The organism is Micromonospora sp. NPDC049529, from assembly GCF_055586685.1.
On sequence record NZ_JBVJHT010000011.1, the window covers coordinates 103863 to 130141 of the forward strand.

General features: G+C 70.0%; 20 protein-coding genes, 1 tRNA gene and 2 pseudogenes. 12 read left to right on the plus strand and 11 right to left on the minus strand.

Translation table 11 applies throughout. From position 1 onward, the window contains the following. Positions 1 to 295 precede the first annotated feature (295 nt). The 7 genes and pseudogenes from ACZ6QQ_RS20630 to ACZ6QQ_RS20660 form a co-directional block, all read left to right on the plus strand. Positions 296 to 514, plus strand: a pseudogene (locus tag ACZ6QQ_RS20630) (IS701 family transposase); the annotation flags it as partial. Positions 515 to 536: 22 nt separating this feature from the next. After that, positions 537 to 3635: a helix-turn-helix transcriptional regulator gene (locus ACZ6QQ_RS20635; RefSeq protein ID WP_465878098.1), complete on the plus strand. Its 3099-nt coding sequence runs from the start codon at positions 537 to 539 to the stop codon at positions 3633 to 3635. Positions 3636 to 3945: 310 nt separating this feature from the next. After that, a complete protein-coding gene (locus tag ACZ6QQ_RS20640) occupies positions 3946 to 4704 on the plus strand; it encodes an alpha/beta fold hydrolase (RefSeq protein ID WP_465878099.1) in 759 nt (252 codons plus the stop codon). Between the two features lie 64 nt (positions 4705 to 4768). Then, entirely contained in the window at positions 4769 to 5602 is an 834-nt protein-coding gene (locus ACZ6QQ_RS20645) for an alpha/beta fold hydrolase (RefSeq protein WP_465878101.1), read from the plus strand. Between the two features lie 2 nt (positions 5603 to 5604). Then, a complete protein-coding gene (locus ACZ6QQ_RS20650; RefSeq protein WP_465878103.1) occupies positions 5605 to 6405 on the plus strand; it encodes an alpha/beta hydrolase in 801 nt (266 codons plus the stop codon). Further along, positions 6402 to 7202, plus strand: coding sequence for an MBL fold metallo-hydrolase (locus tag ACZ6QQ_RS20655; protein WP_465878104.1), 801 nt, complete (start codon positions 6402 to 6404; stop codon positions 7200 to 7202). The genes ACZ6QQ_RS20650 and ACZ6QQ_RS20655 overlap by 4 nt, the downstream gene beginning before the upstream one ends. A gap of 210 nt (positions 7203 to 7412) precedes the next feature. Continuing rightward, positions 7413 to 10103: a helix-turn-helix transcriptional regulator gene (locus tag ACZ6QQ_RS20660; RefSeq protein ID WP_465878105.1), complete on the plus strand. Its 2691-nt coding sequence runs from the start codon at positions 7413 to 7415 to the stop codon at positions 10101 to 10103. 193 nt (positions 10104 to 10296) lie between these two features. Here the strand turns inward: ACZ6QQ_RS20660 and ACZ6QQ_RS20665 are convergent. The 6 genes and pseudogenes from ACZ6QQ_RS20665 to ACZ6QQ_RS20690 all read right to left on the minus strand — a co-directional run. After that, positions 10297 to 10383 (minus strand): annotated as a pseudogene (locus tag ACZ6QQ_RS20665) (acyl-CoA dehydrogenase family protein); the annotation flags it as partial. A 107-nt stretch (positions 10384 to 10490) separates the two neighbouring features. Next, entirely contained in the window at positions 10491 to 10748 is a 258-nt protein-coding gene (locus ACZ6QQ_RS20670) for a hypothetical protein (protein ID WP_465878106.1), read from the minus strand. Positions 10749 to 10754: 6 nt separating this feature from the next. Further along, positions 10755 to 11030 (minus strand): hypothetical protein, encoded by a 276-nt coding sequence (locus ACZ6QQ_RS20675; RefSeq protein ID WP_465878108.1) that lies wholly within the window; start codon positions 11028 to 11030, stop codon positions 10755 to 10757. A gap of 849 nt (positions 11031 to 11879) precedes the next feature. Next, a tRNA-Met gene (locus ACZ6QQ_RS20680) sits at positions 11880 to 11953 on the minus strand. A 238-nt stretch (positions 11954 to 12191) separates the two neighbouring features. Next, on the minus strand, positions 12192 to 15221 hold the full coding sequence (locus tag ACZ6QQ_RS20685; protein ID WP_465878110.1) for a UPF0182 family membrane protein: 3030 nt from the start codon (positions 15219 to 15221) through the stop codon (positions 12192 to 12194). Between the two features lie 109 nt (positions 15222 to 15330). Further along, entirely contained in the window at positions 15331 to 16347 is a 1017-nt protein-coding gene (locus ACZ6QQ_RS20690) for a YlbL family protein (protein WP_465878111.1), read from the minus strand. A gap of 112 nt (positions 16348 to 16459) precedes the next feature. Between ACZ6QQ_RS20690 and ACZ6QQ_RS20695 the strand changes: the two genes are divergently transcribed. After that, positions 16460 to 17761: a zinc-dependent metalloprotease gene (locus ACZ6QQ_RS20695; RefSeq protein ID WP_465878112.1), complete on the plus strand. Its 1302-nt coding sequence runs from the start codon at positions 16460 to 16462 to the stop codon at positions 17759 to 17761. Positions 17762 to 17786: 25 nt separating this feature from the next. Here ACZ6QQ_RS20695 and ACZ6QQ_RS20700 read toward each other — a convergent pair whose 3' ends face one another. Beyond that, positions 17787 to 18386 carry a hypothetical protein gene (locus ACZ6QQ_RS20700; protein ID WP_465878113.1) on the minus strand — a complete coding sequence of 200 codons (600 nt, stop codon included), beginning with the start codon at positions 18384 to 18386 and terminating at the stop codon, positions 17787 to 17789. 29 nt (positions 18387 to 18415) lie between these two features. Then, complete coding sequence (locus tag ACZ6QQ_RS20705) at positions 18416 to 18946, minus strand: M48 metallopeptidase family protein (protein ID WP_465878115.1); 531 nt, start codon at positions 18944 to 18946, stop codon at positions 18416 to 18418. A gap of 513 nt (positions 18947 to 19459) precedes the next feature. Between ACZ6QQ_RS20705 and ACZ6QQ_RS20710 the strand changes: the two genes are divergently transcribed. The 3 genes from ACZ6QQ_RS20710 to ACZ6QQ_RS20720 all read left to right on the plus strand — a co-directional run bounded on the left by ACZ6QQ_RS20710 (position 19460) and on the right by ACZ6QQ_RS20720 (position 22480). Beyond that, entirely contained in the window at positions 19460 to 19627 is a 168-nt protein-coding gene (locus ACZ6QQ_RS20710; RefSeq protein ID WP_165436864.1) for a DUF5679 domain-containing protein, read from the plus strand. A gap of 240 nt (positions 19628 to 19867) precedes the next feature. Next, complete coding sequence (locus ACZ6QQ_RS20715; RefSeq protein WP_465878116.1) at positions 19868 to 20941, plus strand: ThiF family adenylyltransferase; 1074 nt, start codon at positions 19868 to 19870, stop codon at positions 20939 to 20941. 135 nt (positions 20942 to 21076) lie between these two features. Next, positions 21077 to 22480 (plus strand): ABC1 kinase family protein, encoded by a 1404-nt coding sequence (locus ACZ6QQ_RS20720; protein WP_465878117.1) that lies wholly within the window; start codon positions 21077 to 21079, stop codon positions 22478 to 22480. Between the two features lie 411 nt (positions 22481 to 22891). Here the strand turns inward: ACZ6QQ_RS20720 and ACZ6QQ_RS20725 are convergent, their stop codons facing one another. From ACZ6QQ_RS20725 to ACZ6QQ_RS20735, 3 genes are all read right to left on the minus strand, one after another. Continuing rightward, entirely contained in the window at positions 22892 to 23257 is a 366-nt protein-coding gene (locus ACZ6QQ_RS20725) for a WhiB family transcriptional regulator (protein WP_396815825.1), read from the minus strand. Positions 23258 to 23389: 132 nt separating this feature from the next. Continuing rightward, a complete protein-coding gene (locus ACZ6QQ_RS20730) occupies positions 23390 to 23647 on the minus strand; it encodes a hypothetical protein (protein WP_465878118.1) in 258 nt (85 codons plus the stop codon). A gap of 126 nt (positions 23648 to 23773) precedes the next feature. Continuing rightward, positions 23774 to 25942, minus strand: a complete 2169-nt coding sequence (locus tag ACZ6QQ_RS20735; RefSeq protein WP_465878120.1) for an ATP-dependent DNA helicase UvrD2 — start codon at positions 25940 to 25942, stop codon at positions 23774 to 23776. Positions 25943 to 26018: 76 nt separating this feature from the next. On the opposite strand from ACZ6QQ_RS20735, the gene ACZ6QQ_RS20740 reads away from it, so the two are divergent. Beyond that, positions 26019 to 26264 (plus strand): mycoredoxin, encoded by a 246-nt coding sequence (locus ACZ6QQ_RS20740; RefSeq protein ID WP_465878121.1) that lies wholly within the window; start codon positions 26019 to 26021, stop codon positions 26262 to 26264. Positions 26265 to 26279: the final 15 nt, after the last annotated feature.

A 26279-nucleotide genomic window follows, 5' to 3' on the forward strand; every position in this document is an offset into this window, starting at 1 on the left:
ACTGACCCCGGCCCCGACCAGCCGTCCGAAACAAGAGCCACCCCGATTCGCGAGATCCCGTTCCGGCCGCACTACATCGACGATTCCGGCTCCACCGAGGCTGGGCTGACCACGTTCACCTGACTGCAACCGCGGCCCGATGTGTGGGCGCAGGCCCGGCAGACGTGGCTGGCGTTCCGCCGGGACCTGCACGACCGCCACGCCATCCCGACATCCAGGCGCCTGCGCCGCGTTTGTGCGCGGGTACGAGTATCGGCGTACCGGCCCCGTTGCAGGAGCAGGAACGGGGCCGGCACTGGCGTTCTACCGCTGCTGGTCACCCCAACCCGTACCACTGCGAGTGCTGGTGCGGGTGGCCGGGACCCGCTGGTCGATCGAGACCTGCTTCCAGACCGGCGGAACCATCGGCCTAGACGAACCCCAGGTCAACCGCTGGCACGCCTGGCACCGACACGTCACCCTCGCCATGCTCACCCAGGCGATCTTGACGGTAATCGCCGCCCGGGAAGCGGCGACCGTCCCGCAACCGATCAGACGTGATCCCGGATTGGTTCGCATCGGCGGCGCTATGCGGAGTGGTACGTATTCGTACGTACGCGAAGCACAGCCCCGCGTTCCTAGATTGCAAGTGTGAACCAAGAAACCCGTCACTCATGATGGAAATCGACGATGATCAGTACGTTGGGGACGGCCGGGACGCCGAGGTCGCGCTGGTCGACAAGTTGTTGCGGCAGGCGCTGGCCGGGCCGGGCGGAGCACTGGCAGTGCGGTCGGTGTCTGCGCCGCTGCCGCAAACGGTGCCGGATAGTCCGCACGTCTCACCTGCTGACGAAGACCTGACAGCATCGTGGTTGGACTCGATCCTGCGATTAGCGTCGGGCCAGCCTGGCGCGACATCGAAGTGGACGGCGGAGGTGAGCGTGGACACGCAACGTGCACTGGTCGGTCGGGCGCCGGAGCAGGCGGCCATCGGCAGGCTGCTGGACGGCGCCGCCGATGGCGGCGCGGCACTGGTGATTCGCGGTACCCCCGGTGTGGGCAAGTCGGCGCTGCTGGAGTGGGCCGCCGCGACGGCCGGCGACAAATTCCGGGTGCTGCGTACTCTCGGCTCGGCCACCGAGTTCGGGCTGCCATACGCCGCACTGCACCAGGTGATGCGTCCCGTCCTCAGTCACAGCAACCGGCTGACCGCGCACTACCGGCAGGCCTTGGAGGTCGCGTTCGGCCGTACGTCGGCCGCGGCGCCGGACCTGTACACGGTGGCGATGGCGGCGCTTGAACTGTTGGCCGAGGTGGCGGTGGGGCGGCCGGTCCTGCTGTTGGTCGACGACGCCCAGTGGATGGACCCGTCCAGTCAGCAGGCCCTGGCGTTCGTCGCACGCAGGGTCGCGTCCGATCGCGTCGTGCTGCTGGCGACGCACCGGGAGAACGAGCCCGGATTTCTGCTCGACGCGGCCGTACCCTCCATGGGCCTCGCGCCCCTCGACACGGAGTCCGCAGCGGCGCTGCTGGACAGCGTGGCCGGCACGCTGGACGAAAGTACCAGGTCGCTGCTGCTGGAGGCCGCGTGCGGCAACCCGCTCGCGCTGTTGGAGCTGCCTCGCGCGGTGGGTGCCTACGCCGGCTCGCACATCGACCATCTGCCGTTGACCGCGCGCCTGGAGAGCTCGTTCCTGGCCCGGATCGGCGAGTTCGACGCGGCGACCACGACGACGCTGGAGGTGGCGGCGCTCAGCGACTCCGACGACGTCGCGGAGATCGTCGCCGCCGCCGAGCTGTTGTCGGGCCGGGATGCCATCCCGGCGCTCGATCCGGCGGTGTCGGCCGGGTTGATCGTGGTGGACGGCGTCGCTGTCCGCTTCCGGCATCCGCTCATCCGGTCAGCGATCCTGCAGCGTCTCGGACCCGACCGGCGACGAGCCTGCCATGCCGCTCTCGCCAAGGTGTTGGTCGACCGACCGGAGCGGTCCGTGTGGCACTGGGCGGCTGCGGCGCTGCGGCCGGACGCGACGCTGGCGGCCGAGCTCGAACATCGCGCCGAGCAGGCCATCAAACGCGGTGCGTCGACGAACGCGGTACGCGCATTGGAGCGCTCGGCCCAGCTCTCCGTCGGCAGGCGTGACAAGGCGGCGCGCACCTACCGGGCGGCTGAACTTGCCTACGCGGTCGGGCAGCCCGAGCACGGTGAGCGGCTGCGCAGGCACTACCGGGACCTCGTGGACGATGAGCACGACGAGCTCCGCTACGAGTGGCTGAACGAGCTGGCCGACGGCGACCGTGGCGGTGAGCAGCGCATCACCATGCTCGTCGACCTCGCCGGACGGGCCACGATGATCGGCGACAACACGCTAGCAACCGACCTGCTCCGCGCGTCGGCGCTGCGATGCTGGAACCTCTCGCCCGGCCGCCCGGTCGGCAGGCAGGTGATCGCCGCGGCGGACCAGCTGACAGCCGTCGACCTGCCGATGCGCGCCCAGCTGCTGGCGTACTGCTCGCCGTTCGACAGCGACGAGACGTTACGGGCGTTGATCGCTCGGATTCCGACCGGTAGCCGCGACACGATGACCACCTACCGGCTCGCCCACGCGGCTGCGTGCGCGGGAGCGTCCGACGTCTCCGAGGGTCTGCTCGTCGAGGCGGCGGACCGGCTGCGTTCCGAGGGACACCTGCACACCCTCGGCCGGACGCTGTCGCTGCTCTCGTGGTCCGCCATGCGTCGCGGGAACTGGTCGCACGCGGTGGCCGCCGCCGAGGAGAGCACCCGGTTGTGCGCCGAGACCCGCCAGCCGTTCTGGGAGGCTGCCTCGCTCGTGGCGCACGCGGCGGTGGCGGCGTTCCGTGGCGACTTCGCGTCCGCCGAGGACCTCCTCGCCGGCGCCGACCGCCTGAATCCCCGCCGGTCGGCCACCATCGAGGCCGTCATACTGATCGCGCGCGCAGCCATCGCGGCTGGGCAGGGCCACTACGAGCAGGCATTCGGCTGCCTCGCCCAGCTGCACGACCCGGCCAACAGCGCCTACCACCCGGCACACGCCCTGTGGTCCCTGGCGAGCCTGACCGAGGCGGCCACCGCGTGCGGCGAGGTCGCCGCCGCCCGATCACTCGTCGAAGGGCTTCCGCTGGAGGTACGTCGGACGATCTCACCGACGGGCCGGATGAACCTCGCCTTCGCGGCGGCGGTGCTCGCCGACGACGACGAGTCGGAGGCGAGGTTCGCCGAAGCCCTCGCGATGGACATGACAGTGTGGCCCTACGAGCGCTGCCGCCTGCTCCTCGCGTACGGCAAGTCGTTGCGCCGACGGCGGCGCGTACGTGAGTCGCGCGACCATCTGCGCAAGGCCCGCGACGGATTCGACGGCCTCGGGGCGCGCCCCCTTGCCGAGCGCACCCGGGCGGAGCTGCGGGCGGCCGGGGAACGCAGTGACTCGCCCGTCGCGGACGTCTGGGAAGCGTTGTCCCCCCAGGAAATCCAGATCGCATCGATGGTCGCCCAGGGGCTGACCAACCGGGATATCGCCAAGAGCCTGTTCATCTCCCACCGGACCGTCGGCAGCCACCTGTACCGGATGTTCCCCAAACTCGGCATCACCTCGCGCAGCGAATTGCAGCGGATGGCCGCCGAACACGACCGCTGAGCCGCCCCGGACCGGTCGAGCCGCTCGATCAGGTCCGGATCCGCGTCCGAATCCGCAGTCATTTGACTCACGACGGCTCGACGACGCGACCGTAACGTTCACGGCACGGCCGCGAAGACAGCGCCGCGGCCGGCTCCGAAAGGCATGACTCCCACCAGTGCGTGGGCCGATGCCGCCTGCCCGTCGCCGGGCACCAGCAGGGTCAGCAGTACCCCATCCCGAAAGGAACCAGCAGGTCATGTCCTCAGTTTCCCGCCGCACTGTTTTGACCGGATCTGCGGCGGTCGTCGCCGCGGGTGTCGTCACCGCGGTGACGGCCGCACCCGCCCACGCCCACGGAGCGTCCGGGCCGAAGCCGACTGTCGTGCTGGTCCACGGCGCGTTCGCGGACGCCTCCGGCTGGAACGACGTCATCCGCCGGCTCGTCCGTGACGGATACCCGGTCCTGGCGCCGGCGAACCCACTGCGCGGCGTCGACACCGACTCCACATACCTGGCCAGCATCCTGGCCACGATTCCCGGTCCGATCGTCCTGGTCGGACACTCCTACGGCGGCGTCATCATCACCAACGCGGCCACCGGCAACCCCAACGTCAAAGCCCTCGTATACGTGGCCGCGTTCGCACCGGACGCCGGCGACACCGTACTGGGCCTGCAGACGAAGTTCCCCGGCACCAAGCTCACGGAGCAGGCCCTCGACTTCCGGCCGTACCCGCTGCCCGGCGGCGGCACCGACGGCTACGTCAAGCAGGACCTGTTCCGCGACATCTTCGCCGGTGACCTGCCCCGCTCCACGACCCAGGTCATGGCCGCCACGCAGCGGCCCGGCGACGTGCACACCCTCGACCAGGTGTCCGGACCACCGGCCTGGAAGCGGATCCGGTCCTGGTACCTCATCGCCCGCGACGACAACCTCATCCCCGCCGCCGCCCAGCGGTTCATGGCGCAACGGGCCGGGTCCCGCATCGTGGAGGCGCGCGCCTCGCACGTCGCGATGATGTCGCAGCCGCAGCTCACCGCCGACCTCATCGCGCTCGCCGCCCGGGCGAGTGCCGACCCGCGCTCCTGAGCGGCCGTCACTCCCGCAACCGATCAGGTGCTCGCTTCCGAGCAGCCTACGAAAGGACCTCACCATGCCATTCGTCACCGTGTCCGACGGCGCCGACATCTTCTTCAAGGACTGGGGCACCGGGCGTCCGGTCGTGCTCTCACACGGCTGGCCGCTCAACTCCGACAGCTGGGAGGCCCAGCAACTGTTCCTCGCCGACAACGGCTACCGGGCCATCGCCCACGACCGGCGTGGCCACGGCCGCTCCACCCAGACGTGGCACGGCAACGAGATGGACACGTACGCCGACGACCTCGCCGCCCTGATCGAGCACCTCGACCTACGCGACGTCACGCTCGTCGGGTTCTCCACCGGCGGCGGCGAGATCACCCGGTACATCGGCCGGCACGGCACCGCCCGCGTCGCGCAGGCCGTCCTCGTCTCCGCGGTGCCGCCGCTGATGGTGCGCCGCGACGACAACCCGCACGGCGTGCCCGTCGAGGTGTTCGACGGCATCCGCGCCGGCTCCGCCGCCGACCGGTCACAGCTGTACAAGAATCTCGCCGACGGGCCGTTCTTCGGCAACAACCGCCCGGGTGCGAACGTCTCCCAGGGCATCCGCGACGCGTTCTGGCTCCAGTCCATGGCCGCCGGGCACCGCAACGCGTACGAGTCGATCGCCGCGTTCTCGGCCACCGACTTCCGCGACGACCTCGCCAAGTTCGACGTGCCGACCCTGGTCATCCACGGCGACGACGACCAGGTCGTCCCGTTCGAGGTCGGCGGCAAGTCCTCCGCCACGCAGGTCAAGGGCGCCGAGCTGATCGTCTACCCCGGTGCGCCGCACGGCATCACCGACACCCACAAGGCCCAACTCGGCGCTGACCTGCTCGCCTATCTCAACACCTACGGAGCCTGACCGTGAGCAACGCACCTGACACCATCGTCCTGGTCCACGGCTTCTGGGTCACCCCGCGCAGCTGGGAGCACTGGATCACCCACTACGAGCAGAAGGGCTTCCGGGTCCTCGCACCCGGCTACCCTGGCTTCGACGTCGAGGTCGAGGCGCTCAACGCCAACCCTGACATCATCACCGCACTCACCGTCCCGGCCATCATCGAACACCTCGAAGCGGTCATCCGGCCGCTGCCGAAACCACCGATCATCATGGGCCACTCCGCCGGCGGCGCGTTCACCCAGATCCTGCTCGACCACGGCTACGGCGCCTGCGCCGTCGCGCTCAACTCCGCCCCCACCGAAGGCGTCCACGTGGTGCCGTTCTCCCAGGTGAGGTCGACGCTGCCGGTGCTGCGGTCGCCAGCGAACCGGCACAAGTCCATCGGCCTCACCCTGGACGAGTGGAAGTACGCGTTCACCAACACGTTCAACGACGACGAGGCCAAGGCCCTGTACGAGCGGTACCACATCCCGGCCAACGGCCGGATCCTGTGGGGCAGTGTCCTGGCGAACTTCCAGCCCGGTCACCAGGACACCTGGGTCGACTACCGCAACGACAACCGGGCACCGCTGCTGTTCGTCTCCGGCAGCGAGGACCACATCATGCCCCCGGCGGTGCAACGCTCCAACGTCAAGCACTACACGTCGAACACCATCACCGAACACGTCGAGTACGACGGCTACGCCCACCTGCTTCCGGCACAGAAGGGCTGGGAGGAGATCGCCGACTTCGCCCTCGACTGGGCCCTGCGCCACGCCCGATGAACCCCGCACCGCAGACCCGCATCACCCACATCGGCGGACCCACCACCCTCATCGAGGTCGGCGGGTGGCGGCTGCTCACCGACCCGACGTTCGACCCTCCCGGCCGCCGCTACAACTTCGGCTGGGGAACCTCGTCGACGAAGGTGACCGGCCCAGCGGTGAACCTGGCCGAGCTAGGCAATATCGACGCCGTCCTGCTCACCCACGACCACCATGGCGACAACCTCGACGATCTTGGGCGCACCCTGCTGCCCGAAGCCGCGGCGGTCCTCACCACCGAACCGGGCGCCGGACGGCTGGGCAGCACCGCCATCGGACTCGCACCGTGGGCCAGCACGACCCTCAGCGCCGAGGGCCGGCCGACGATCGAGGTCACCGCGACACCATGCCGACACGGCCCGCCGTTGAGCCGGCCGATAGTCGGCGACGTCATCGGATTCGCGCTGCGGTGGGACGGCCAGCACCACGGCCAGTTGTGGATCTCCGGGGACACGGTCCTGTACCACGGGATCCGTACCGCCGCCGAACGGCTCCGGATCGGCACCGCCCTGCTGCACCTCGGCGGCGTCCGATTTCCGGTCACCGGGCCCATCCGGTACACGATGACCGGGCATGACGCCGTCGAACTCTGCCAGGCCATCCGGCCCCACACCGTCATTCCCGTCCATTACGAGGGATGGCGACACTTCCAGCAACCCCGAGCGGCGATCGAGCGCGCATTCGCCAACGCCGCCGCCGACATCCAGCGCAGCATCCGGTGGTTGGAGCCCGGCGTCAGCACCGAGATCTCCACCTGATCGGCCGTCCCACCACCCGGCAGTCCCGCCGACGTCCACCAGGGCGCCGGCGGGACTGCCCTCGGCGCATCAAGTGCCGGCTCAGAAGGCAGGATCAGGCGCACGCTCATACCGGCAATCCCGCGCGGCCAGATCACCATCGATAGCGAATCCCACCGTTGCGGCGCTGGATCAGGTCAATCCATTCCAGACGTCCTCTAGCATGTCCACGTGATCACGGGGCGCCAGCGGGAACTACGAACGTTGGATGATCTTCTCGCGGGCGTAGCTGGTGGCGAGGGTGGCGTAACCGTCTTGCGCGGGGAGGCCGGCATCGGCAAGTCGGCTCTGCTGGAGCATGCCGTCGACCGGGCCGTGCAGCTCGGTATGCGGGTGCTGTCGACCGCGGGAGTGACGGCGGAGGTGCATGTCCCGTACGCCGGCCTGCATCGGCTGTTGCGTGCTGCGCCGGAGGTGGGCCGAGCGGCGAACGCGGTGCTGCAGTCCCCGGACACCTTGCCGTACCGAGCGGCGGTGGTGGTGCTCGACCTGCTCAGCGACTGTGCCGCCGAGACGGCGCTGATGCTGGCCGTCGAGGATGCCCACTGGCTGGACACTGCCAGCTGGGATGCCCTGACGTTCGTGGCTCGCCGGTTGGGCTCGGACCGGATCGCGATGGTGTTCACCATCCGCGACGGGGATGACGTGGACCGGCGGCTGGGCGGTGCCGGACTGCCGGAACTGCGACTGGAGCCCTTGTCTGCCGATGACTCGGTGGTCCTGCTTTCCGAGGTGGCTCCGGGCCTGAGCGCCGCGCTGAGTCAGCGTGTGCTCGATGAGGCTGCCGGTAATCCGCTCGGCCTGGTCGAGCTGGGTGGGGCGGCGATGCGGTCCGGCGCCGGTGCGTTGCTGCCCTCCTGGCTGCCGCTGAGCACTCGGGTGGAGCGCATGTTCTCCAACCTGGTGGCCGAACTGCCGTTGGCTACCCGTTCGTTGTTGCTGGTGGCCGCACTGGACGACGGCGACGACTTGGACGAGATTGTCGGTGCGTGTCGTCGGATCGAACGTGGTGGCGTCAGCCCGGACGACGTCGAGCCAGCGGTGATGACGCGGCTGGTGCAGGTCGATGACCGGTTCAGGTTGCGGTTCCGGCATCCGCTGCTGCGTTCTGCGCTGTACCAGTCGGCAACCCCGACCCAGCGACGTCGTGTGCATGCAGCGCTCGCGGACTCCCTGTCCGGGGATCCGGAGCGCCGGATCTGGCATCGCGCCGCTGCCGCCTCCGGCCCGGACGAGCAGCTGGCCCGGGAGCTGACGGACGCGGCTCGGCGAGCCAGCCACCGGCAGACGATCGGCACGGCCTTGGCCGCGTTCGAACAAGCCGTACGCCTCAGCGAGGACACCCTGGCCCGGGGCAACCGGCTGGTGTCGGCGATCGACGCGACCGCCGCGCAGGGCGACGCCGAAAACACGGTACGGCTGTTGAAGGAGGTCCGGGAAGACGAACTCGCCCCCGCCGACCGAGCGCTGTACGGCCTCATCCGGGAGATCTACCTCGGCACCGGCTGGAGCGGACCAGGCCGGATGGCCGCCTTCGCGGACGCCGTCGAAACGCTGGGCCGCGACGGTGACCCCAGCGCCGTACTGGAATCGCTGGCGGCGATCGCGCTGCGTGTCTACTGGTCGGTACCGGAACCCGAAGTCACCGAACGGCTGGTCGCTGTCGCCGAAAGCCTGGACGTGCCCCCGGATGACCCGCGGCTGGTGTTCATCCTGGGTGAGATCTCGCCGATGACCCACGGTGCGTGGTGCCTGCGCAGCATGGTGGAACTGCGCGAGCGGGGCGATCTGAGCCCGCACCATGAGTGGCTCTTCGGCATCTCCGCCTACGCGCTGGGCGCCCACACACTCGCCGTCACCATCCAGAAGGCCGCCGCTGTCCGGCTGCGTGAACAGGGTCGTCTGGGCATGCTCAGCAAAGCCCTGATCACGCAGGTGATGTCCGCGGCCTACCTCGGTGACGTACGGACCGCCTCGACCCTTGCGGTGGAGGGTGACCTGCTGGCGGCGGAGACTGGCGAGACCACCTGGCGGCTGTCGCTGGCCCTGGCCACCGGCTTCGCCGAGGCGCTGCGCGGTGAGACCGCGACCGCGTTGAAGATCGCCGATCAGGCCGAGGCGGTGCTGGTGCCGGCCCGCCAGCTCACGATGCTGAGCCTGGTGCAGCAGATCCGGGGTGTAGCCGCGCTCGCCGCCGGACGTCCCGAGGACGCGTACCGGGAGCTGCACCGGGTCTTCGACCCGACGGATCAGGCGTATCACCCGTACACCCGGTTCAGCCTGCTCGGGCACCTCGCCGACGCGGCGGTGCGGTGCAACGCGCTGGCGCCGCTGCAGCGGCTGGTCGACGAGATGACGCCGATCGCAGCGCAGTGCCCATCGCCGGCCCTGCTCGCCGGGCTGCGGTACGCCCGCACTGCGCTGGCCGACACCGCAGAGGCGTACGAGGCGGCGCTGGCCGAGGACTTCGCCGACTGGTCGTTCGAGCAGGCACGGCTGCAGCACGCCTACGGGATGTGGCTGCGCCGCCAGCGGCGAGCCGCCGACTGCCGTCCGATGCTGCGTGCCGCCGTGGCCACCTTCGACGCGCTCGGCGCGACCGCCTGGGCGGACCGAGCCCGGGGCGAACTCCGCGCTTCCGGCGAGACGCTGCGCCGGCCCACCATCGACGTCACGTCTAGCCTGACGCCGCAGGAGACGCAGATCGCCCGGCTGGCGGCCGAGGGTTTGAGCAACCGAGACATCGCCGCCCGGCTCTTCCTGTCGCCCCGGACGGTCACCACCCATCTGTCGCGGATCTATCCCAAGCTGGGTATCCGTTCCCGCGGCGAGCTCAACCGCACCCTCGGTACTCTCCGCTGACCGGGAGCTGGCCGGTGGCGGCCTGTCTCACAGACTCCCGGCAGCGTTAGGAACCGCGGCACCCAAGACGACCGACCACCAACCCATAGATTAACTCCGCCACCACCGTGGCTCGGTGAGGTTCCCCCGACAACGTGGAGGTGATGATGTTCTCCGAGCTGTCGGGGGAACCTCACCGAGCTGGGGAAACAGCCTAGGAGACGCCGCCCAGCAGTTGCCTTGCCATGATGATGCGCTGGACCTGGTTCGTACCTTCGTATATCTGGGTGATCTTCGCATCAAAGCCCTGACCTGCGATGCTTTTCGTCGGTGGGCACCCAGCAATCCGATTCCGGTCCGCGCCGGTGGCGATCGGCTGCCGGGAGACTTTTGTGGTGCCGTGAGGGGTCAGCGGAGCAGCGCCTGGACAACCGTGCTTTTATCGGATTCGGACAGTGTCGAGAAGATACTCAGAACAAGGCGAGCGGCGAGTTCATGCGATAACGCCTCCGCAAAGGCATCCCTCAGCAGTGTCGTGGTGTGCTGCAGCGGATCCGCCGTTGGTGGTGAGTCAGGATCATCGATCTCGGCGAGTGCCTGGCGCGTGACGAAGACCAGGTCCGCCGCGAGTTGGCCCTGCGCCGCCGTCGTCCCGATGGTGATCACGAGCAGTCAGGCGGCCCTGCCGGTGGCCGCGTCCGGGCCAGCGGGCAGGGCGGCGGCCCCTTGGACGGCGGAGTGGAGCCATTGCGGGAGAGTGCGGGGTGCGTGGGTGCGGGCCTGGGTGATCAGCCGTCGGTAGAGCGCTAGGGCGTCGTGCGGGTGGGTCCAGGCGGCGGGGCGGGCGAGGGCTGCGGCGACGCAGGTGGGGCGCCACTTGTCGTCTTCGGCGAGTTCGAGGAGTCGCGGTTCGTCGAGGGGCATGTCGCCGACGCGTGCCTTGATCAACGTTCTGGCGCAGCTTTCGTGCTGCTCGGGGGTGATGACGCCAGTTTTGGCCAGGCGCAGCAGGACGGCGACGGTTGATGTTGCTGGGACGCCGGCTTCGCGGGCGATGGCGCGCAGCACCGTGATCGACCACTACCCGGAGGTAGTCCGCCAACAGCTTCACAAAAGGGGCGCTACTGACGCCGACGGTCGGCGAGCGACGTACCCCGATGAACATCGTCCGGAAACCAGCGGGGCAATCCCCAGCACGACCAGGTCATCAACAGGGCAGGACGCACTCTGCTGAAACCGCACCTCGCGTGGCGTGATCTCGTCACCCAACCCGGAAACCGGCTGCCCCTGCAACAACGCAGCTAGGAGCACCGCCCCGCACGCATGCTCCAGGACCGTCCCGCCGCCACCCGTGGCGTATCGCGAACCCACTATCAACCGACATCACGAGTCGAAGTGACCCATCCCCATCAGCACCGAGTGACCGCCCAGAGCCACGACCGCACCATCATCCCCCACCAGTACGACAGCTTCGGCCGCCTCCGCTCCCGAACCTGCCAAGCGACGAGGGGGGCCTGATCGACCGCAAGGCAGCCGGGGCATGGGTCGGCAGGCTCGGGCTGCCGTCGATGTGGGATCGATGGCCATGATTTCAGGGATGACCCTAGGCAGAACATCAGCGTCCCCCTGAGATAGAGGGGGCTCGACGTCGATCCGACGACCGATACAGCGAAGATCGATAGTCTGCTATCCCGTGCCGCCTGGTGGTCTTTCGTGTGCCCGGACTGTGCCCGGAATAGAGATCAAGAGCCCGCCCCCGGAAAATCGGGGACGGGCTCTGACCTGGTGTTTCACTTGTAGCGGGGACAGGATTTGAACCTGCGACCTCTGGGTTATGAGCCCAGCGAGCTACCGAGCTGCTCCACCCCGCGTCGACTCGTTAACACTAGCGCACTGGCACGCGCGCCCGCAAAACGAGCCGGCACAAGGCCGCCACATCGGCTCTGACCAGGCCGTTTGCGCGCATCGCGCGGGCCGGTCGAAACGTGTCGGCGCTAGAAAGCGCCGCACCGACCAGGTCCGCATACAACAAAAAAGGGCTCGGGGTACGGGAATCAGCGATCTGCTTCCCGTACCCCGAGCCGAGGTCATGCATTTCGTGCGTCGTGCTCAGCCGCTCGGCGTACCGGCCGGGGGGCTCGGTGTGGCCGGAGGCGGTGCGGGCGAACCCGCCGGTGTCGGGTTGGCACCCGGCACCCCGGCCGCCCGCTGGGCCGCCTGGAACTCCGTCAGCGCGGCGTCCAGCGTCTTCAGCGACTTGCCCCACCGTTCCACGTCACCGGACGCCTGCGCGGCCTCCACCTCGGCGATCGCCTGCTGCACCTTGGCTGCCGCGGCGGCCAGTTGCTCACCGGCGAGTGCCGGCGGTGCGGTCGGCGTGGCGCCGGGACTCGGCGTCGCCGACGGATTGTCGCTCGGCGGTGGCGGCGACGTGCCGGGCGGTTGCGGATCGGTGGCCCCGGCCGCCTTGCCCTGCTCGACGAGCTGCTTGATGCCGTCCTGCAACGTGTTGGCCAGCACCACGTACTCGCCGCCGTCGCCGTACGAGAGCAGCACCCGTTGCAGCAGTGGGTACGCGTTCTGCTGGTTGCTCTTCACGTAGACCGGCTCGACGTAGAGCATGCCGTCGCCGAACGGCAACGACAGCAGGTTGCCGTACTGCACCTGGGCCTGGTTGGACGAGAGCAGGTTGAGTTCCTGCCGGATCGCCGCGTTGTTGGTCATCTTCTGGTGCACCTGCACCGGCCCGGAGACCGCCGTCTGGTCCGGTAGCTCCAGCACCTGCAACTGCGGCTGCCCGTTCACGTACGAGCCTGAGATCAGCGCGGCCAGGTTCTGCCGGTTGGCCGGGGTCACCGCCGAGGTGAGCTGGAACCTCGGGGTCTCCTGGCCCGGCAGCTGGGTGAAGAGGTAGTACGGAGGCTGCCGCTGGTTGGTGTCGGGGGCGTCCGGGACGTTCGGCACCTCCCAGAAGTCCTGGCCGGAGAAGAACTCCCGAGGATCGGTGACGTGGAACTTGGCCAGCAGGTTGCGCTGCACCTTGAACAGGTCGGCCGGGTAGCGGAAGTGCGCGGCCAGGTCGGCCGGGATCTCCGACTTCGGCGTCACCAGGTTGCCGCCGAAGGCCTTGTTCCAGGCCTTGAGCACCGGGTCGGCCTCGTCGAACTCGTAGAGCTTGACCGTGCCGTCGTACGCGTCGACGGTGGCCTTGACCGAGTTGCGGATGTAGTTGACGTTCTCCCGGGCGAGTTGGAAGGTGCCCCGTCCGGTCAGCTCGTCGGCCGTCTCGGTCTGCAGGTTGACCTGCTCCGCGTACGGGTAGGTGGCCGACGTGGTGTAGCCGTCGATGATCCACTGGATCCGCCCGCCGACCAGGGCCGGGTACGGGTCGCCGTCCAGGGTCAGGAAGGGGGCGACCTTCTCCACCCGGTCGCGCGGGTTACGCACGTAGAGCAGCTTGGAGTTGTCGTTGACCGCGGCCGAGAGCAGGAAATTGCTCTCCTGCTCCTTGATCGCGTAGAGCAGCTTGCGGGTGAACGAGCCGATCTCCACCCCACCGGTGCCGGTGTAGGTGTAGGTCTGACCGCCCTCGGCGTCGCTTCCGGTCGGGCGGTCGAACTCGACGTTGTGCTCCGAGTCGGTCTGCCCGACGATCGCGTAGTCGCTGTCGTCCATCTGCTCGCCGTAGTAGATCCGCGGCTGCTGCGCCGGGATCTGCTCGGTCGACGCCGAACAGGTCTGCTGGGCCTGGTCGCCGAGGAAGCCGGAGACGAAGAACGGTTGCCCACCGCAGACGACCTGGTTCGCCGGGGCGCTGACCAGTCCGTACCCGTGGGTGAAGACGGTGTGCCGGTTGATCCAGTTGCTCTGCTGGGTGGTCAGCTCGCCATAGTTGATCTCGCGCATGCCGACCACGTAGTCCTGGGTGGCGCCGTTGACCGTGTAGCGGTCGATGTCGAGCTTGGGGCCGAAGTCGTAGAAGCCCCGGACCTGCTGCAACTGGGTGTAGGTCTCGGAGATCAGTTGCGGGTCGAGCAGCCGGATGTTCGGCACCACCGAGGTGTCGGTGGCAAGCGACGGCGGCGGCTTCAGGTTGCCCGCGCCGTACGGCGTCGGCTCGGTGCCGGCCAGGCCGAACGACGCCCTGGTCGCCTCGATGCTGCGCTGGATGTACTGCGATTCCTTGTCCTGGAGGCTCGGCTTGACCTCGAAGGTCTGCACCGCCCACGGGTAGATGCCGCCGATCGCCACCGCCGAGACGCCGAGCAGGGCGAGCGAGATGCCCGGCCAGACCAGGTTGCGCATCACCGCGTTGGAGAACACGATGATCGCGATCGCGACCACGATCGAGATGTAGGCCAGGATCTCCTTGGCCGGCAGCAACGCGTTGATGTCGGCGTAACCGGCACCGTAGGTGTTGACTCCCTCGTTGAACTCCAGCAGCATCGCCCGCCGGTCCAGCACGTACGCGACGGCCTTGAGCAGCACGAAGACCGCGACCAGGGTGGTCAGGTGGGCGCGCGCGGCGTTGGTCATCCGGTCGCCGACGCCCTGTAGCCGGACCCCGCCGAAGATGTAGTGCACGGCGAGCGCGCCGATCACCGCGAGCACGACAGCGGTGAAGCCGACGCCGAGCAGGTAGCGCCAGAACGGGAACTGGAAGACGTAGAACCCGATGTCGATGCCGAACTCCGGGTCCTTGACCCCGAAGCTCTGGCCGTTACGGAACAGCAGCCACTGGCTCCACCGGCTCTGCGCGGACAGCCCGGCGAACAGGCCGACCACCACCGCGATCGCGCTGATCCAGGCGCCGATCCGGGGTGCCAGTGCCATCCGGTAGCGCTCCAGCGTCGCCTGTTCGGCGGAGTGCGGGCGCAGGACCGGACGCAGCCGGTAGGCCAGCCACAGGTTGCCGCCGATGAACAGGGCCATGGCCGCCCCGACCGAGGCGAACAGCAGGATCCGGGTGACCAGGACGTCGGTGAAGACCTGGGTGTACTGGACCTCGTCGAACCAGAGCCAGTCGGTCCAGGCCTGGACCCCCCAGCCCAGCAGGGTGAACAGCAGGAACACCCCGACCAGTACGCCGACCGTGACGCGTCCGCGCCGGCTCATTCTCGGTAGGGGACTGCTACGCATGACCACTGTTGGCTCCGCTCCACGGTGATCGGCTCCGACCAGGCACCCAGAGTACGGGGTCCACCTGAGTGGGATGAGCCCAAGGTGAGCCGAAGGTGAGCGCGTCGGTTCAACAGCGTGGCGGTTGGCCTCCGGTACGCAACAGGTTCAACGCGTTCAGTGCGTCCTTGAGCGTCGCGATCCGGTACAGCGGAAGGCCCGGCTGCGGGTTACGGACCGCCTCGGCGCAGTTGTCCGCCGGCACCAGGAACGACACCGCGCCGGCCTGCTTGGCACCGACCAGCTTCTGCGGGATGCCGCCGATCGGTCCGACGTTGCCCTCGTCGTCGATGGTGCCGGTGCCCGCGATGATCTTTCCGCCGGTCAGGTCCTCGGGGGTCAGCTTGTCGATGATGCCGAGGGTGAACATGAGACCGGCGCTCGGTCCGCCGATGTCGCCCAGGTCGATTTTCAGCTCGAACGGGTGCGGCTGCCGCTGCTCGATCTCCACCCCGATCCGGGGCGGCTGGCCACTGGCCGCGGTGGTGGTGACGGCAGTGGTGCCGGGCGTACCCGCGCGGAGGAACCCGACGGTGAGGGTGCTGCCGGCCGGTTGGGCCCGGACCAGTTCGGTGAGCCTGGTGGCGGTCGGTACCGGCTCGCCGTTGACCGAGGTGATCACGTCGTCGACCTTGAGCCGGTCCACCGACGGCCCGCCCGCCGTGACGGCCTTGACCGTGACCTGCACCGGGAAGCCCAGCTCCCGCAGGGCGGCGGTCTCGGCGCTGGTCTGCGAGGCGGTGAAGTCCTCGGCGTTGCGCTCGTCGACCTGCTGCTGGGTCTGCCCCGGCGGGTAGATCAGCTCGCGCGGCACCACCGCTTCGGAGCCGGACAGCCAGCCGGAGATGGCCGACAGCAGCCGTACGTCGGGTTGCACGCCCACCGTGGTCAGCCGCAGCTGTCCGGCGGAGGTGGAGGTCTCCCGGCCGGTCACCTGGATGACCTCCTTGCCGTCCTCCTTGCCCAGCGTGTTGACGGTGGGTCCGGGGCCGAGCACCACGTACGGGATGGGTGCCCCGATCACGCCGAGGCTGAGCAGGGCGGTGAGCAGCGCACCGAGCAGGACTGTGACCCCGCGACGTCTCATGGCCAGAGCGTACCGAGGTGCCCCGGGGGGTCCGCTGGTCGAACCCCTTAGTTCTCCCTGAGCGCAACGCCGGGTACGGCATCCGGCCCTTCCGCGCGCGTACCGTGGACGGGTGCCTGATATTCCGTTCGGCTTCGCGCTCCCGGGTGGTCAACCGCCCGACCCCAACGACCCGCAGCAGATGCAGCAGTTCATGGCTCAGCTGCAGCAGCTGCTCGCCGCACCGGGCAGTGGCCCGGTCAACTGGGATCTGGCCCGTCAGGTGGCGGCCAGCCAGCTCGCCTCGTCCGGGGACCCGGCGGTCACCCCGTTCGAGCGACACGCCGTGGAGGAGGCCCTGCGCCTCGCCGACCTGTGGCTGGAGCCCGCCTCGGCGTTGCCCTCGGGCATCCAGACCTCGGTCGCGTGGAACCGGAACGAGTGGATCTTCCGGACCCTCGACGTGTGGCGCAAGCTCTGCGACCCGGTCGCCGGCCGGATGGTCGCGGCAATGGGTGACCTGGTGCCGCCGGAGCAGCGGGCCCAGCTCGGCCCGATGCAGTCGATGGTCGCCAGCCTCGGCGGCGCCCTCTTCGGCGGCCAGCTCGGCCAGGCGCTCGGCTCGCTCGCCGCCGAGGTGCTCTCGGCGGGGGACATCGGCCTGCCGCTCGGACCGGCGGGCACGGCCGCGCTGGTCCCGGCCAACATCCGGGCGTACGGCACCGGCCTGGAGCTGCCGGAGGACGAGGTACGCCTCTACGTGGCCCTGCGTGAAGCGGCCCACCAGCGACTGTTCGGTCACGTACCGTGGCTGCGCGGGCACGTGCTCACCGCCGTGGAGACGTACGCCGCGGGCATCACGGTGAACCGGGAGGCGATCGAGGAGGCGATGGGTCGGGTCGACCCGACCAATCCCGAGTCGTTGCAGGCGCTGGCCCTGGAGGGCATCTTCACCCCGGAGGACACGCCGTCACAGAAGGCGTCGCTGGCCCGGTTGGAGACCGCGTTGGCCCTGGTCGAGGGCTGGGTCTGCCATGTCGTGGACGCCGCCGCCGCCGAGCGGCTGCCGAACGTGGTCAAGCTCGGTGAGGCGTTCCGTCGGCGTCGGGCGGCCGGCGGGCCGGCCGAGCAGACCTTCGCCGCCCTGGTCGGGCTGGAGCTGCGCCCGCGCCGGCTGCGCGAGGCGGCGGCGCTCTGGTCGGCGCTGACCGAGCACCGGGGCATCGCCGGCCGGGACGCCATCTGGGGTCACCCGGACCTGCTCCCCTCCGGCGAGGAGTTCGCCGACCCGGAGGCGTTCGCCCGCGCCCAGCTCGACCTCGACGAGCTGGACAGTTTCGACTTCACCCAGCCCGGCGGCCCGAAGGGCGGCGAGCCGGGCGGGGACGCCTCCGACAGCGGCCCGGAGCAGCCCGGGGACAAGAACCCGTCCTGACCCCGACGGTGACTCTCCGCCCCCGTCAGGGGGCGGAGAGCAGCGCCCTGGTGGTGTCCCAGCCCTCGACGGCGGGATCCAGGGTGGCCAGTTCGGCCGGGCCGCGCAGGCGGCGCCAGCCGGGCGTGACCGCCACCTGGGCCGGGTCCGGCGCGGCGGCCCGGAGCGCGTCCGCGTCCGCCGTGTCCAGGTCGACCTCCGACAGCCAGTCCGGCGCGGGCAGCCGCGCGGCCACCCCGAACAGCCCCGGTCCCGGCGTGGCCGGCGCGATCGCGACACTCCGGCTGCCCAGCGGCCGGAGCAGCTTGCCGAGGATGAGTCCGGGCAGGTCGGGTGCGTCGGCGACGATCACCGCCGCCTGGTCGTAGCCGTCGGCGGCGGCCGCGGCGAGGGCCGCACCCACGGTACGGGCCGGCAGGTCGTAGATCGGCATGCCGGGCCAGACGACCGCGTCGGCCAGCTCCCGTTGCGCGGCCGTGGCCGCGATCGCCGGTTCCACCTCACTGAGCGTGGCGATCAGGTCGACCACGTCCTCGGCCAGGGCGGTCTGCCAGCGGTTCGGGTCCGTTCCGGGGGGCGACCAGCGCACCGGCCCCAGCAGCGTTACGAGCAGACGTCGGGCCATCCGGTGACCCTAGCCCGGAGCCGGAGCGCTCAGTCGGTGAGGTTGACCCCGGCGGCGGCCGCGACCCCCTCCAGGTATCCCCGGGCCCGCTCGGCCTTGGGGTAGCGGCCGACGAGCGCCCAGAACCGGGCGTTGTGGCTCGGTACGACGAGGTGGGTCAGCTCGTGCAGCAGCACGTAGTCGATCACCCAGTCGGGCATCTCCTGGATCCGGTGCGAGATCCGGATGGTCCGGTCGGCGGGTGTGCACGAGCCCCACCGCCCGTTCTGGTTGGTGACCCAGCGGACGCTCGCCGGGACGGCGATCCGTCCGTGTTCGGCGAGGTAGCGGTCGATCAGCCGCTGGGCCCGGAGCAGCAGGTCGTCGTCGGAGCGACCGCTGCGCTCCTCCCGGGCCGCCAGCCGGGCGAGCATCTTGTCGACCCACTCGCTCTCCTCGGCGCGGGAGAACTGGTCGGGGATGAGCACCACGACGCGCTCGCCGTCCCGATAGGCGGACACCGTTCGGCGCCGGCGCTCACTGCGCCGTACCTCGACGACCGGCTTGCGCGCCACAGCCATTACCGGTTTGCGACAGCCCGGGTTTCATTCACGAAGGAAAACTAATGCGTAGTGACCAGGGGACCGCAAGGGTCAACCCGGCAACACGCGCCAGGAAAATCCCGGTTAGCGGCCTACCGTCCGAAAAAATTATTTGGCGAGCCCCCGGGTGGGGCCTGTACCGCCCCACCCAGCGGTGCGTACGCGACGGCGACCGGCAGGCGACTCCACGGTAAACGATCAACCTGAGCGCTTCTCACGGGCACCCCCGGAATGACGTTCTGAGGGCGTTCATCCGGCGTGTCCCTGCGAAACTGACTTATCCGACCTATTCCGGCATGCACACTCTCGTCGTCGGCTTACTCACAGTGCCGGCGCATTGCTGACATGGAACCGCCCGCACCTGGGTAGGGTCCGCCGAACCGGCGGTCACACAGTGGTGATCGCGGAGAAACCCCAGCGCCAGGGCCTGGAGGCCCACCGCCGGGCACACGTCGGGTTGGTTACCGACGGTTAAAGACGAGGAGGGGCACCGTGGCCGAAAAGGCCCAGACCTACAACGGGTACTGCGTGAAGTGCAAGGAAAAGCGCGATTTCGAGGGCAACGTCGAGGTGTCCAAGACGGGCATGAACATGGCCAAGGGCAAGTGTCCCGTCTGCGGCACCACGGTCAACCGGATCCTGGGCAAGGCCAAGGTCTGACCGACCTCGGACGACACCCACACGCGGGGTTGGGGCGGCCGTCCGGCCGCCCCTTCCCGTACCGCCCGGGGACGGGTGCTGTCGGGGTACGGACACCCGTTGTCATGTCCCGACCACGACAGAAGTTACCCGCCAGTTGTGGATAACCCACGAAGTCCTGTGGATAGTGCACGGCAGGGCCGGGCACGCCTGTGGATAACGATCGACCGACCGTCCGGCAACGATGACAGCGTGTCACCCATGACCCGGACCACGCTTCCCCGGCCCACCCTCCTGCCCGGCCTGGCCCGCCTCTGGCGCGACCGGCACACCCTGCAACTCGGCCTCGATCCCAGCCGCGCCGTCCTGCTCGAAGTGGCCGATCCCGGAGCAGCCCGACTGCTCGACCTGCTCGACGGCTCCCGCAGCGAACGGGCGATCCTGGACCAGGCCGTACGCCTGCGGGTCGCCCGCGACGACGCCCGTACGCTGATCGACACCCTGCGCGCCGCGGGCCTGGTCGTCGGGGCACACACCCTGCTCCCCGCCGACCTGCCCGAACCGGCCCGCCAACGGCTCTCCAGCGAGGCCGCGGCGATCGCCCTGCGCGGCTCGGACGCGCCCGCCACCCCGGCCCAGCTGCTGCGCCGCCGCCGCGCCGCCCGAGTGGTGGTGACCGGCCAGGGCCGGCTCGGCGCTCCGGTCGCCGTCGCGCTCGCCCAGGCCGGCGTCGGCCACGTACGGCCGGACCTCGACGGACGCATCGGACCCGACGACGTGACCGGCGCCGGACTGACCGCAGCGGACGTGAACCGACCCCGAGCCGAGGCGATCGCCGACGCCATCACCCGCGCCGCTCCGGGCACCGAAACCCGACCGGTCCGGCGCGACCGGGCCAGCCTGGTGATCCAGGTCGGCACCGACCGGCCGGCCAGCCTGCTCGCCGCCGGCTACGCCCAGCGCCGGCAGGCACACCTGCTGCTCAGCCTGCACGACGGCGTACCCGTGGTCGGGCCGCTGGTCCGGGCCACCGGTGCCCCGTGCCTCAACTGCCGCGACCTGCACCGGCGCGACCGCGACCCGGGATGGCCCGGACTCGCCGCGCAACTCGCGGGCGTTTCCCCGCCGCAGGCGTGCAGCACCCCCACCCTGATCGCCGCGGTCGGGTACGCCGCCGCCGAGGTGCTCGCCTTCCTCGACGGCGGTACGCCGGAGACGATCGGGGCAGCGGTGGAGATCCGGACACCGGGGCGGTTCCGGCGCCGGACCTGGCCCCCGCACCCGGACTGCGGCTGCGGCACCCGCCGACGCGCACCACGATCCCCGGCGGCGTAGCGACGGCTCCGGCGGCCCTGCGGAGGGCAGATGTCCCGGCCCCGGCGGACCGAATAACGGTCAACCGGGGCCGGCGTGGCCCGAGCCACCCGCCGACGGCGGTCGTGACCACCGAAAGTCGGTAACAATGATCTGGTGACCGACATCCCACGCCGGGCCGTCTCCCGGACCGCCAAGCTAGCCGCCCTGCCGCTCGGCTTCGCCGGCCGGACCGTGCTCGGCGTCGGGAAGCGGGTCACCGGCCTCGCCTCGGAGGTGATCTCGGCCGAAATCCAGCAGCGTACGGCCGAACAGCTCTTCAGCGTGCTCGGGCAGCTCAAGGGCGGCGCGATGAAGTTCGGGCAGGCGCTGTCGGTGTTCGAGGCGGCGCTGCCGGAGGAGATCGCGGCACCGTACCGGCAGGCGCTGACCAAGCTTCAGGAGGCGGCACCGCCGCTGCCGGTGGCGAGCGTGCACAAGGTCCTGGCCGAGCAGTTGGGACCGGACTGGCGGTCGTACTTCCTGGAGTTCGACGACAAACCGGCCGCCGCGGCGAGTATCGGACAGGTGCACCGGGCCATCTGGAACGGACCCCCGGTCGTCCCGGCCGGTACCCGTCGACGTGGCACCAAGGCGTCCGCGAAGGCCGCCGCCACCGGCCGCCCGGTCGCGGTCAAGGTCCAGTACCCCGGAGCCGGTGACGCCCTGCTCGCCGACCTCAAACAGCTCTCCCGGCTCGGCACCATGTTCCGGGCCATCCAGCCCGGACTGGACATCAAGCCGTTGCTGGCCGAACTGCGCGACCGGATCAGTGAGGAGCTCGACTACGAGTTGGAGGCGGAGTCGCAACGGGCCTTCGCCGCCGCGTACGCCGGCGACGCGGAGATCTTCGTGCCGGAGGTGGTCGCGGCGAGCCCCCGGGTGCTGGTCACCGACTGGGTCGAGGGCATCCCGCTGTCCCAGATCATCGCCTCCGGCACCGAGGAACAGCGCAACCAGGCCGGCCGGCACCTGGCCACCCTGCACTTCTCCGCCCCCGGCCGGGCCGGGCTGCTGCACGCCGACCCGCACCCGGGCAACTTCCGGCTGCTGCCGGACGGACGACTGGGCGTGATCGACTTCGGCGCGGTGGCGCGGCTACCGGGCGGCCACCCCGAGCCGGTCGGCCGGCTGGTCCGGCTCGCGCTCGCCGGAGAGGCCGAAGCCGTCGTGGAGGGGCTGCGCGGCGAGGGCTTCATCAAGCCGACCGAGGTGATCGACGCCGAGGCCGTACTCGACTTCATCATGCCGGTGCTCGAACCCCTCTCGGTCGAGGAGTTCCGGTTCACCCGCGCCTGGCTGCGGGTCGAGGCCGGGCGACTGACCAACCCGAGGTCACCGGCGTACCAGCTGAGCCGGCAGCTCAACCTGCCGCCGTCGTACCTGCTGATCCACCGGGTCACCCTCGGCTCGATCGGGATCCTGAGCCAGTTGGAGGCGAAGGCCCCGTACCGGGCCATCGTGGAACGCTGGCTGCCCGGCTTCGCGCCGCCGGACCCCACGGCGGTCGACGCCGACTAGGTACACGTCCGGCGGGACGACAACGAACCGGGACGACAACGAGCCGAGGGCGGATCCGGGTGCTGGAAGAGCACTCTCGGATCCGCCCTCGGCCATTCGGTCCGGTCGGTGCCGACCGGCGGGACGATCAGCGGGACCGCCCGCAGGTCAGCGGGCGGCTCGCCGAGTGGTTACTAGAGGCCCAGCTCACGGGCGGCCCGGCGGTGGGCCTCCGCTGCGATGACACGGGCGGATCGGGTTGCCTCAGTGCGCGTGGTACTACGACCGGCCTGAGGCAGTCGCATTCGGGCACGTGACAACGCTTCGTGGATGAGATGCATCTCTTCGACTCCGTTGGGATTCTGGATCGCGGTGTTCGGGAAAACGTTCGGTACCGGCAGGGTGCCGGCGTACGACTGGATCGGGTTCATGTCAGGCCGCCAGCCGGACAGCGCCACGCGACTCGGACAGCCCATCGGCCGCCAACCGCGCCTCGGCCTCGACCCGCAGCATCACGTCACGCGCGACGTCCTCCTTGCGCGGACGACCACGGGGCCGCTTACGCGGAACAACCGCGCCACGCTCGAAGATCTCGCCGCCCCAGACGCCCCACGGCTCCGCTCGGTCCACCGCACCGGCCAGGCACTCGACGCGCAGCGGGCAGTCCCCGCAGAGCGACTTGGCCAGTTCCAGCTCGGTGGGCGAGTCGGCGAACCACAGGTCGGGGTCGAACTTCCGGCAGGGCAGATTCGCCTCCAGCTCGACACTCAGGTCAAGGGGGGCCAACGCCAGACTCATCGCCCGGTCACCTCTCTCTCGCGCTTCGATCTCGTGGATCGCTGTTTCCAGTACTCGTGGCGAAACAAAAATTGAGGCCGCGGATCCCGGTAGCGGGTTCCGCGGCCTCGAGGTGAGCCGGTGGTCTGTGGATCAGACCGGCCTTCCTCGAGGTGGAACACCGCGGACATCCATCCGCTTCTTGGCCAGCTGGATGCCTTCGCCCGTGAAGCCACTCGTGCCATTGATTCCCGCGGACGCGGCAGCCCGGACCAGCTCGGCCTGAGCCGGAGCAGCCTGGTGCGTCTGTGGGACCAACGGAGTGCAGACGGTCAGCAGAGTCCTGGCCGTCGACACCGGTGCGAGAACAGTCAGCAGTGCCGACGGTCGCTCGTAGCGGTAGATCTCCATGGGACTCGCCTCCTGTCTCACACTCGTTGCCAACATCGTCATTACCCCTCTTGAGCAGGCCTTTAGCCCCTGCTCGCGAGGTGTGCCTTGAGGCTATTCCTCATCCGGGGGCGAGGGCAAACGGTTTTACGGCTCAATTGTCGAAGATTTTTCCGGGTCCAACTCGTCCACCGTCGCGCCCCCCACGAGGGCGAGCACCGCGTCGCCGTACAGGCTGAGCTTGCGCGGGCCGATCCCGGCGATCGCCAGCAGCCCGTCGACCGCACCGGGCTTGCGCTCCGCGAGCGCGGTCAACGTGGCGTCGGTGAACACTACGTACGCAGGGACTTTCTGCACACGGGCGACGCGGGCACGCCAGTCGAGCAGGCGTGCGTACAGCTCGTCGTCGAGATCCGACGGGCAGTCCGAGCAGCGCCCCAGCTTGCGGTCCACCCCGGCGAGCAGGGTGGCCCCGCAGATCCGGCACGAGATGACCCGATTCCGTCGTGGGTCGGGTTTCCGACCGACGGCCGCACCGGTCGGGGCCGTCGCCCGCTCACCGCCGGAGCGGTCGAGCTGCGGCAGGAACCGCGACGGCCGCCGGGCCCGACCACCGGGCGAACGGGCCGAGGCGTACGACAGCCAGAGCCACTCCCGAGCACGGGTCACCCCGACGTAGAGCAGCCGCCGCTCCTCCTCCACCTGCTCGGCCGTTTTCGCGTACGTCGTCGGCAGGGTGCCCTCGGCGAGCCCGACCAGGAACACCGCGTCCCACTCCAGCCCCTTCGCCGAGTGCAGCGAGGCCAACGTCACCCCGTCCACGGTCGGCACGTGCTGCTGGGTCGCCCGGCGCTGCAACTCGGTGCAGAAGTCGGCCAGCGACACCGCCCGCTCCACCACCGCCGCCTCACCGATCGGCAGCAGGTTCGGGGTGCTCGCGTACTCCTCGGCGAGCTGGACCAGCGCGGCCAGCGCCTCCCAGCGTTCCCTGGCCGCGCCGCCCGGCGGTGGTTGGTCGCGGGCCCAGCCGACGGCGGCGAGCGCGTCGACGACCGCCTCGACCAGCGGGGTGTCGGCGGGCGTCGAGCGGACCGAGGACCGCAGCGCGATCATCGCCTGACGCACCTCGGTCCGCTCGAAGAACCGTTCGGCACCCTGGACGAGGTACGGCACCTCCGCCTCGGTCAGCGCCTTCTCGTACGCCTCGGACTGCGCGTTGGTACGGAACAGCACGGCGATCTCGCGGGCCGGTGTGCCCGAGGCGACCAGTTGCCGGCAACGGGCCGCCACGGCGGCGGCCTCGGCCGGTTCGTCGGGGAAGATGCGCAGGTCGGGCTCGGGGCCGGGCGGTCGTTGGCCGACGAGTTCGAGCCGCAGCTGCGCCTCGGTGCCGCGCGCCTGCCGGATCACCGCGTTGGCCAGCCCGACCACCTGCGGGGTCGAGCGGTAGTCCCGGACCAGCCGGACCACCACCGCGTCCCGCCGCCGGCGCGGGAAGTCGACCAGGTACGCCGAGGTCGCGCCGGTGAACGAGTAGATCGTCTGGCTGGCGTCGCCGACCACGGTCAGGTCGTCCCGCCCGCCGAGCCAGGCGTCGAGCAGGCGCTGCTGCAACGGGTTGACATCCTGGTACTCGTCCACCACGAAGTGCCGGTACTGGGCGCGTACCTGCTCGCCGACGTCCGGGTGCTCCTCGATCCCCCAGACCGCCGCGCGCAGCATGTCCTCGAAGTCGATCACCCCGTTGGACCGTTTGACCTGCTCGTACGCGGCGTACACCTCGGCCACCCGGGCCGGCTCGTGCGGTGTCTCGCGCAGTGCCTTGGCCGCCGCCACCACGTACTCGCCCGGCTCCACCAGGGAGGACTTGGCCCACTCGATCTCACCGGCGAGGTCCCGGGCGGCGGCCCGGTCGGTACGCAGCCCGGACCGGGCGGCGGCGAGGGTGACCAGCCGCACCTTGCTGTCCAGCAGTTCCGGCATCGCCCGGCCCTGAAGCAGCCGGGGCGCGAAGTAGCGGACCTGCCGCAGCGCCGCCGCGTGGAAGGTGCGGGCCTGTACGCCGCCCACCCCGAGCGCGGTCAGCCGGGCCCGCATCTCGGCGGCGGCGCGGGCGGTGAAGGTGACCGCGAGCACGTGCCGGGCGGAGATCTCACCGGAGAGCGCACGGTGGGCGATCCGGTGGGTGATCGCCCTGGTCTTGCCGGTGCCGGCGCCGGCCAGGATGCAGACCGGACCGGCGGCTGCCGTGACGGCGGCGCGCTGCTCGGGATCCAGCCCGGCCAGCACCCGTTCCGCGCCTGAGTCAACCGCCACAGCTAGGAATCATCGCAGCCGCCTTCGGCGTTACAGCGATTAGCCTGTCGATCGACGACTACTGGAGGACCTGATCATGCTGACCATGTACTCGACGTCCTGGTGCGGCTACTGCCACCGGCTCAAGTCGCAGTTCGATCGCGAGGGGATCGCCTACCAGGTGGTCGACATCGAGCAGGACCCCAAGGCCGCCGAGTACGTGATGAGCGTGAACAACGGCAACGCCACCGTCCCCACCATCCTCTTCCCCGACGGCGGCGCCCTGACCAACCCCTCCATCACCCAGGTCAAGCAACGCCTAACCACCCCCGCCTCAGCCTGACCCTCCCCCTCCCCC

What these genes read in the sequence shown, in the direction of transcription:
- ACZ6QQ_RS20645 (WP_465878101.1), top strand. Translation starts at nt 4,769, where the DNA reads ATGCCATTCGTCACCGTGTCCGACGGCGCCGACATCTTCTTCAAGGAC.
- ACZ6QQ_RS20655 (WP_465878104.1), top strand. Translation starts at nt 6,402, where the DNA reads ATGAACCCCGCACCGCAGACCCGCATCACCCACATCGGCGGACCCACC.
- ACZ6QQ_RS20685 (WP_465878110.1), bottom strand. Translation starts at nt 15,221, where the DNA reads ATGCGTAGCAGTCCCCTACCGAGAATGAGCCGGCGCGGACGCGTCACG.
- ACZ6QQ_RS20690 (WP_465878111.1), bottom strand. Translation starts at nt 16,347, where the DNA reads ATGAGACGTCGCGGGGTCACAGTCCTGCTCGGTGCGCTGCTCACCGCC.
- ACZ6QQ_RS20700 (WP_465878113.1), bottom strand. Translation starts at nt 18,386, where the DNA reads ATGGCCCGACGTCTGCTCGTAACGCTGCTGGGGCCGGTGCGCTGGTCG.
- ACZ6QQ_RS20705 (WP_465878115.1), bottom strand. Translation starts at nt 18,946, where the DNA reads ATGGCTGTGGCGCGCAAGCCGGTCGTCGAGGTACGGCGCAGTGAGCGC.
- ACZ6QQ_RS20715 (WP_465878116.1), top strand. Translation starts at nt 19,868, where the DNA reads ATGACCCGGACCACGCTTCCCCGGCCCACCCTCCTGCCCGGCCTGGCC.
- ACZ6QQ_RS20725 (WP_396815825.1), bottom strand. Translation starts at nt 23,257, where the DNA reads ATGAGTCTGGCGTTGGCCCCCCTTGACCTGAGTGTCGAGCTGGAGGCG.
- ACZ6QQ_RS20730 (WP_465878118.1), bottom strand. Translation starts at nt 23,647, where the DNA reads ATGGAGATCTACCGCTACGAGCGACCGTCGGCACTGCTGACTGTTCTC.
- ACZ6QQ_RS20740 (WP_465878121.1), top strand. Translation starts at nt 26,019, where the DNA reads ATGCTGACCATGTACTCGACGTCCTGGTGCGGCTACTGCCACCGGCTC.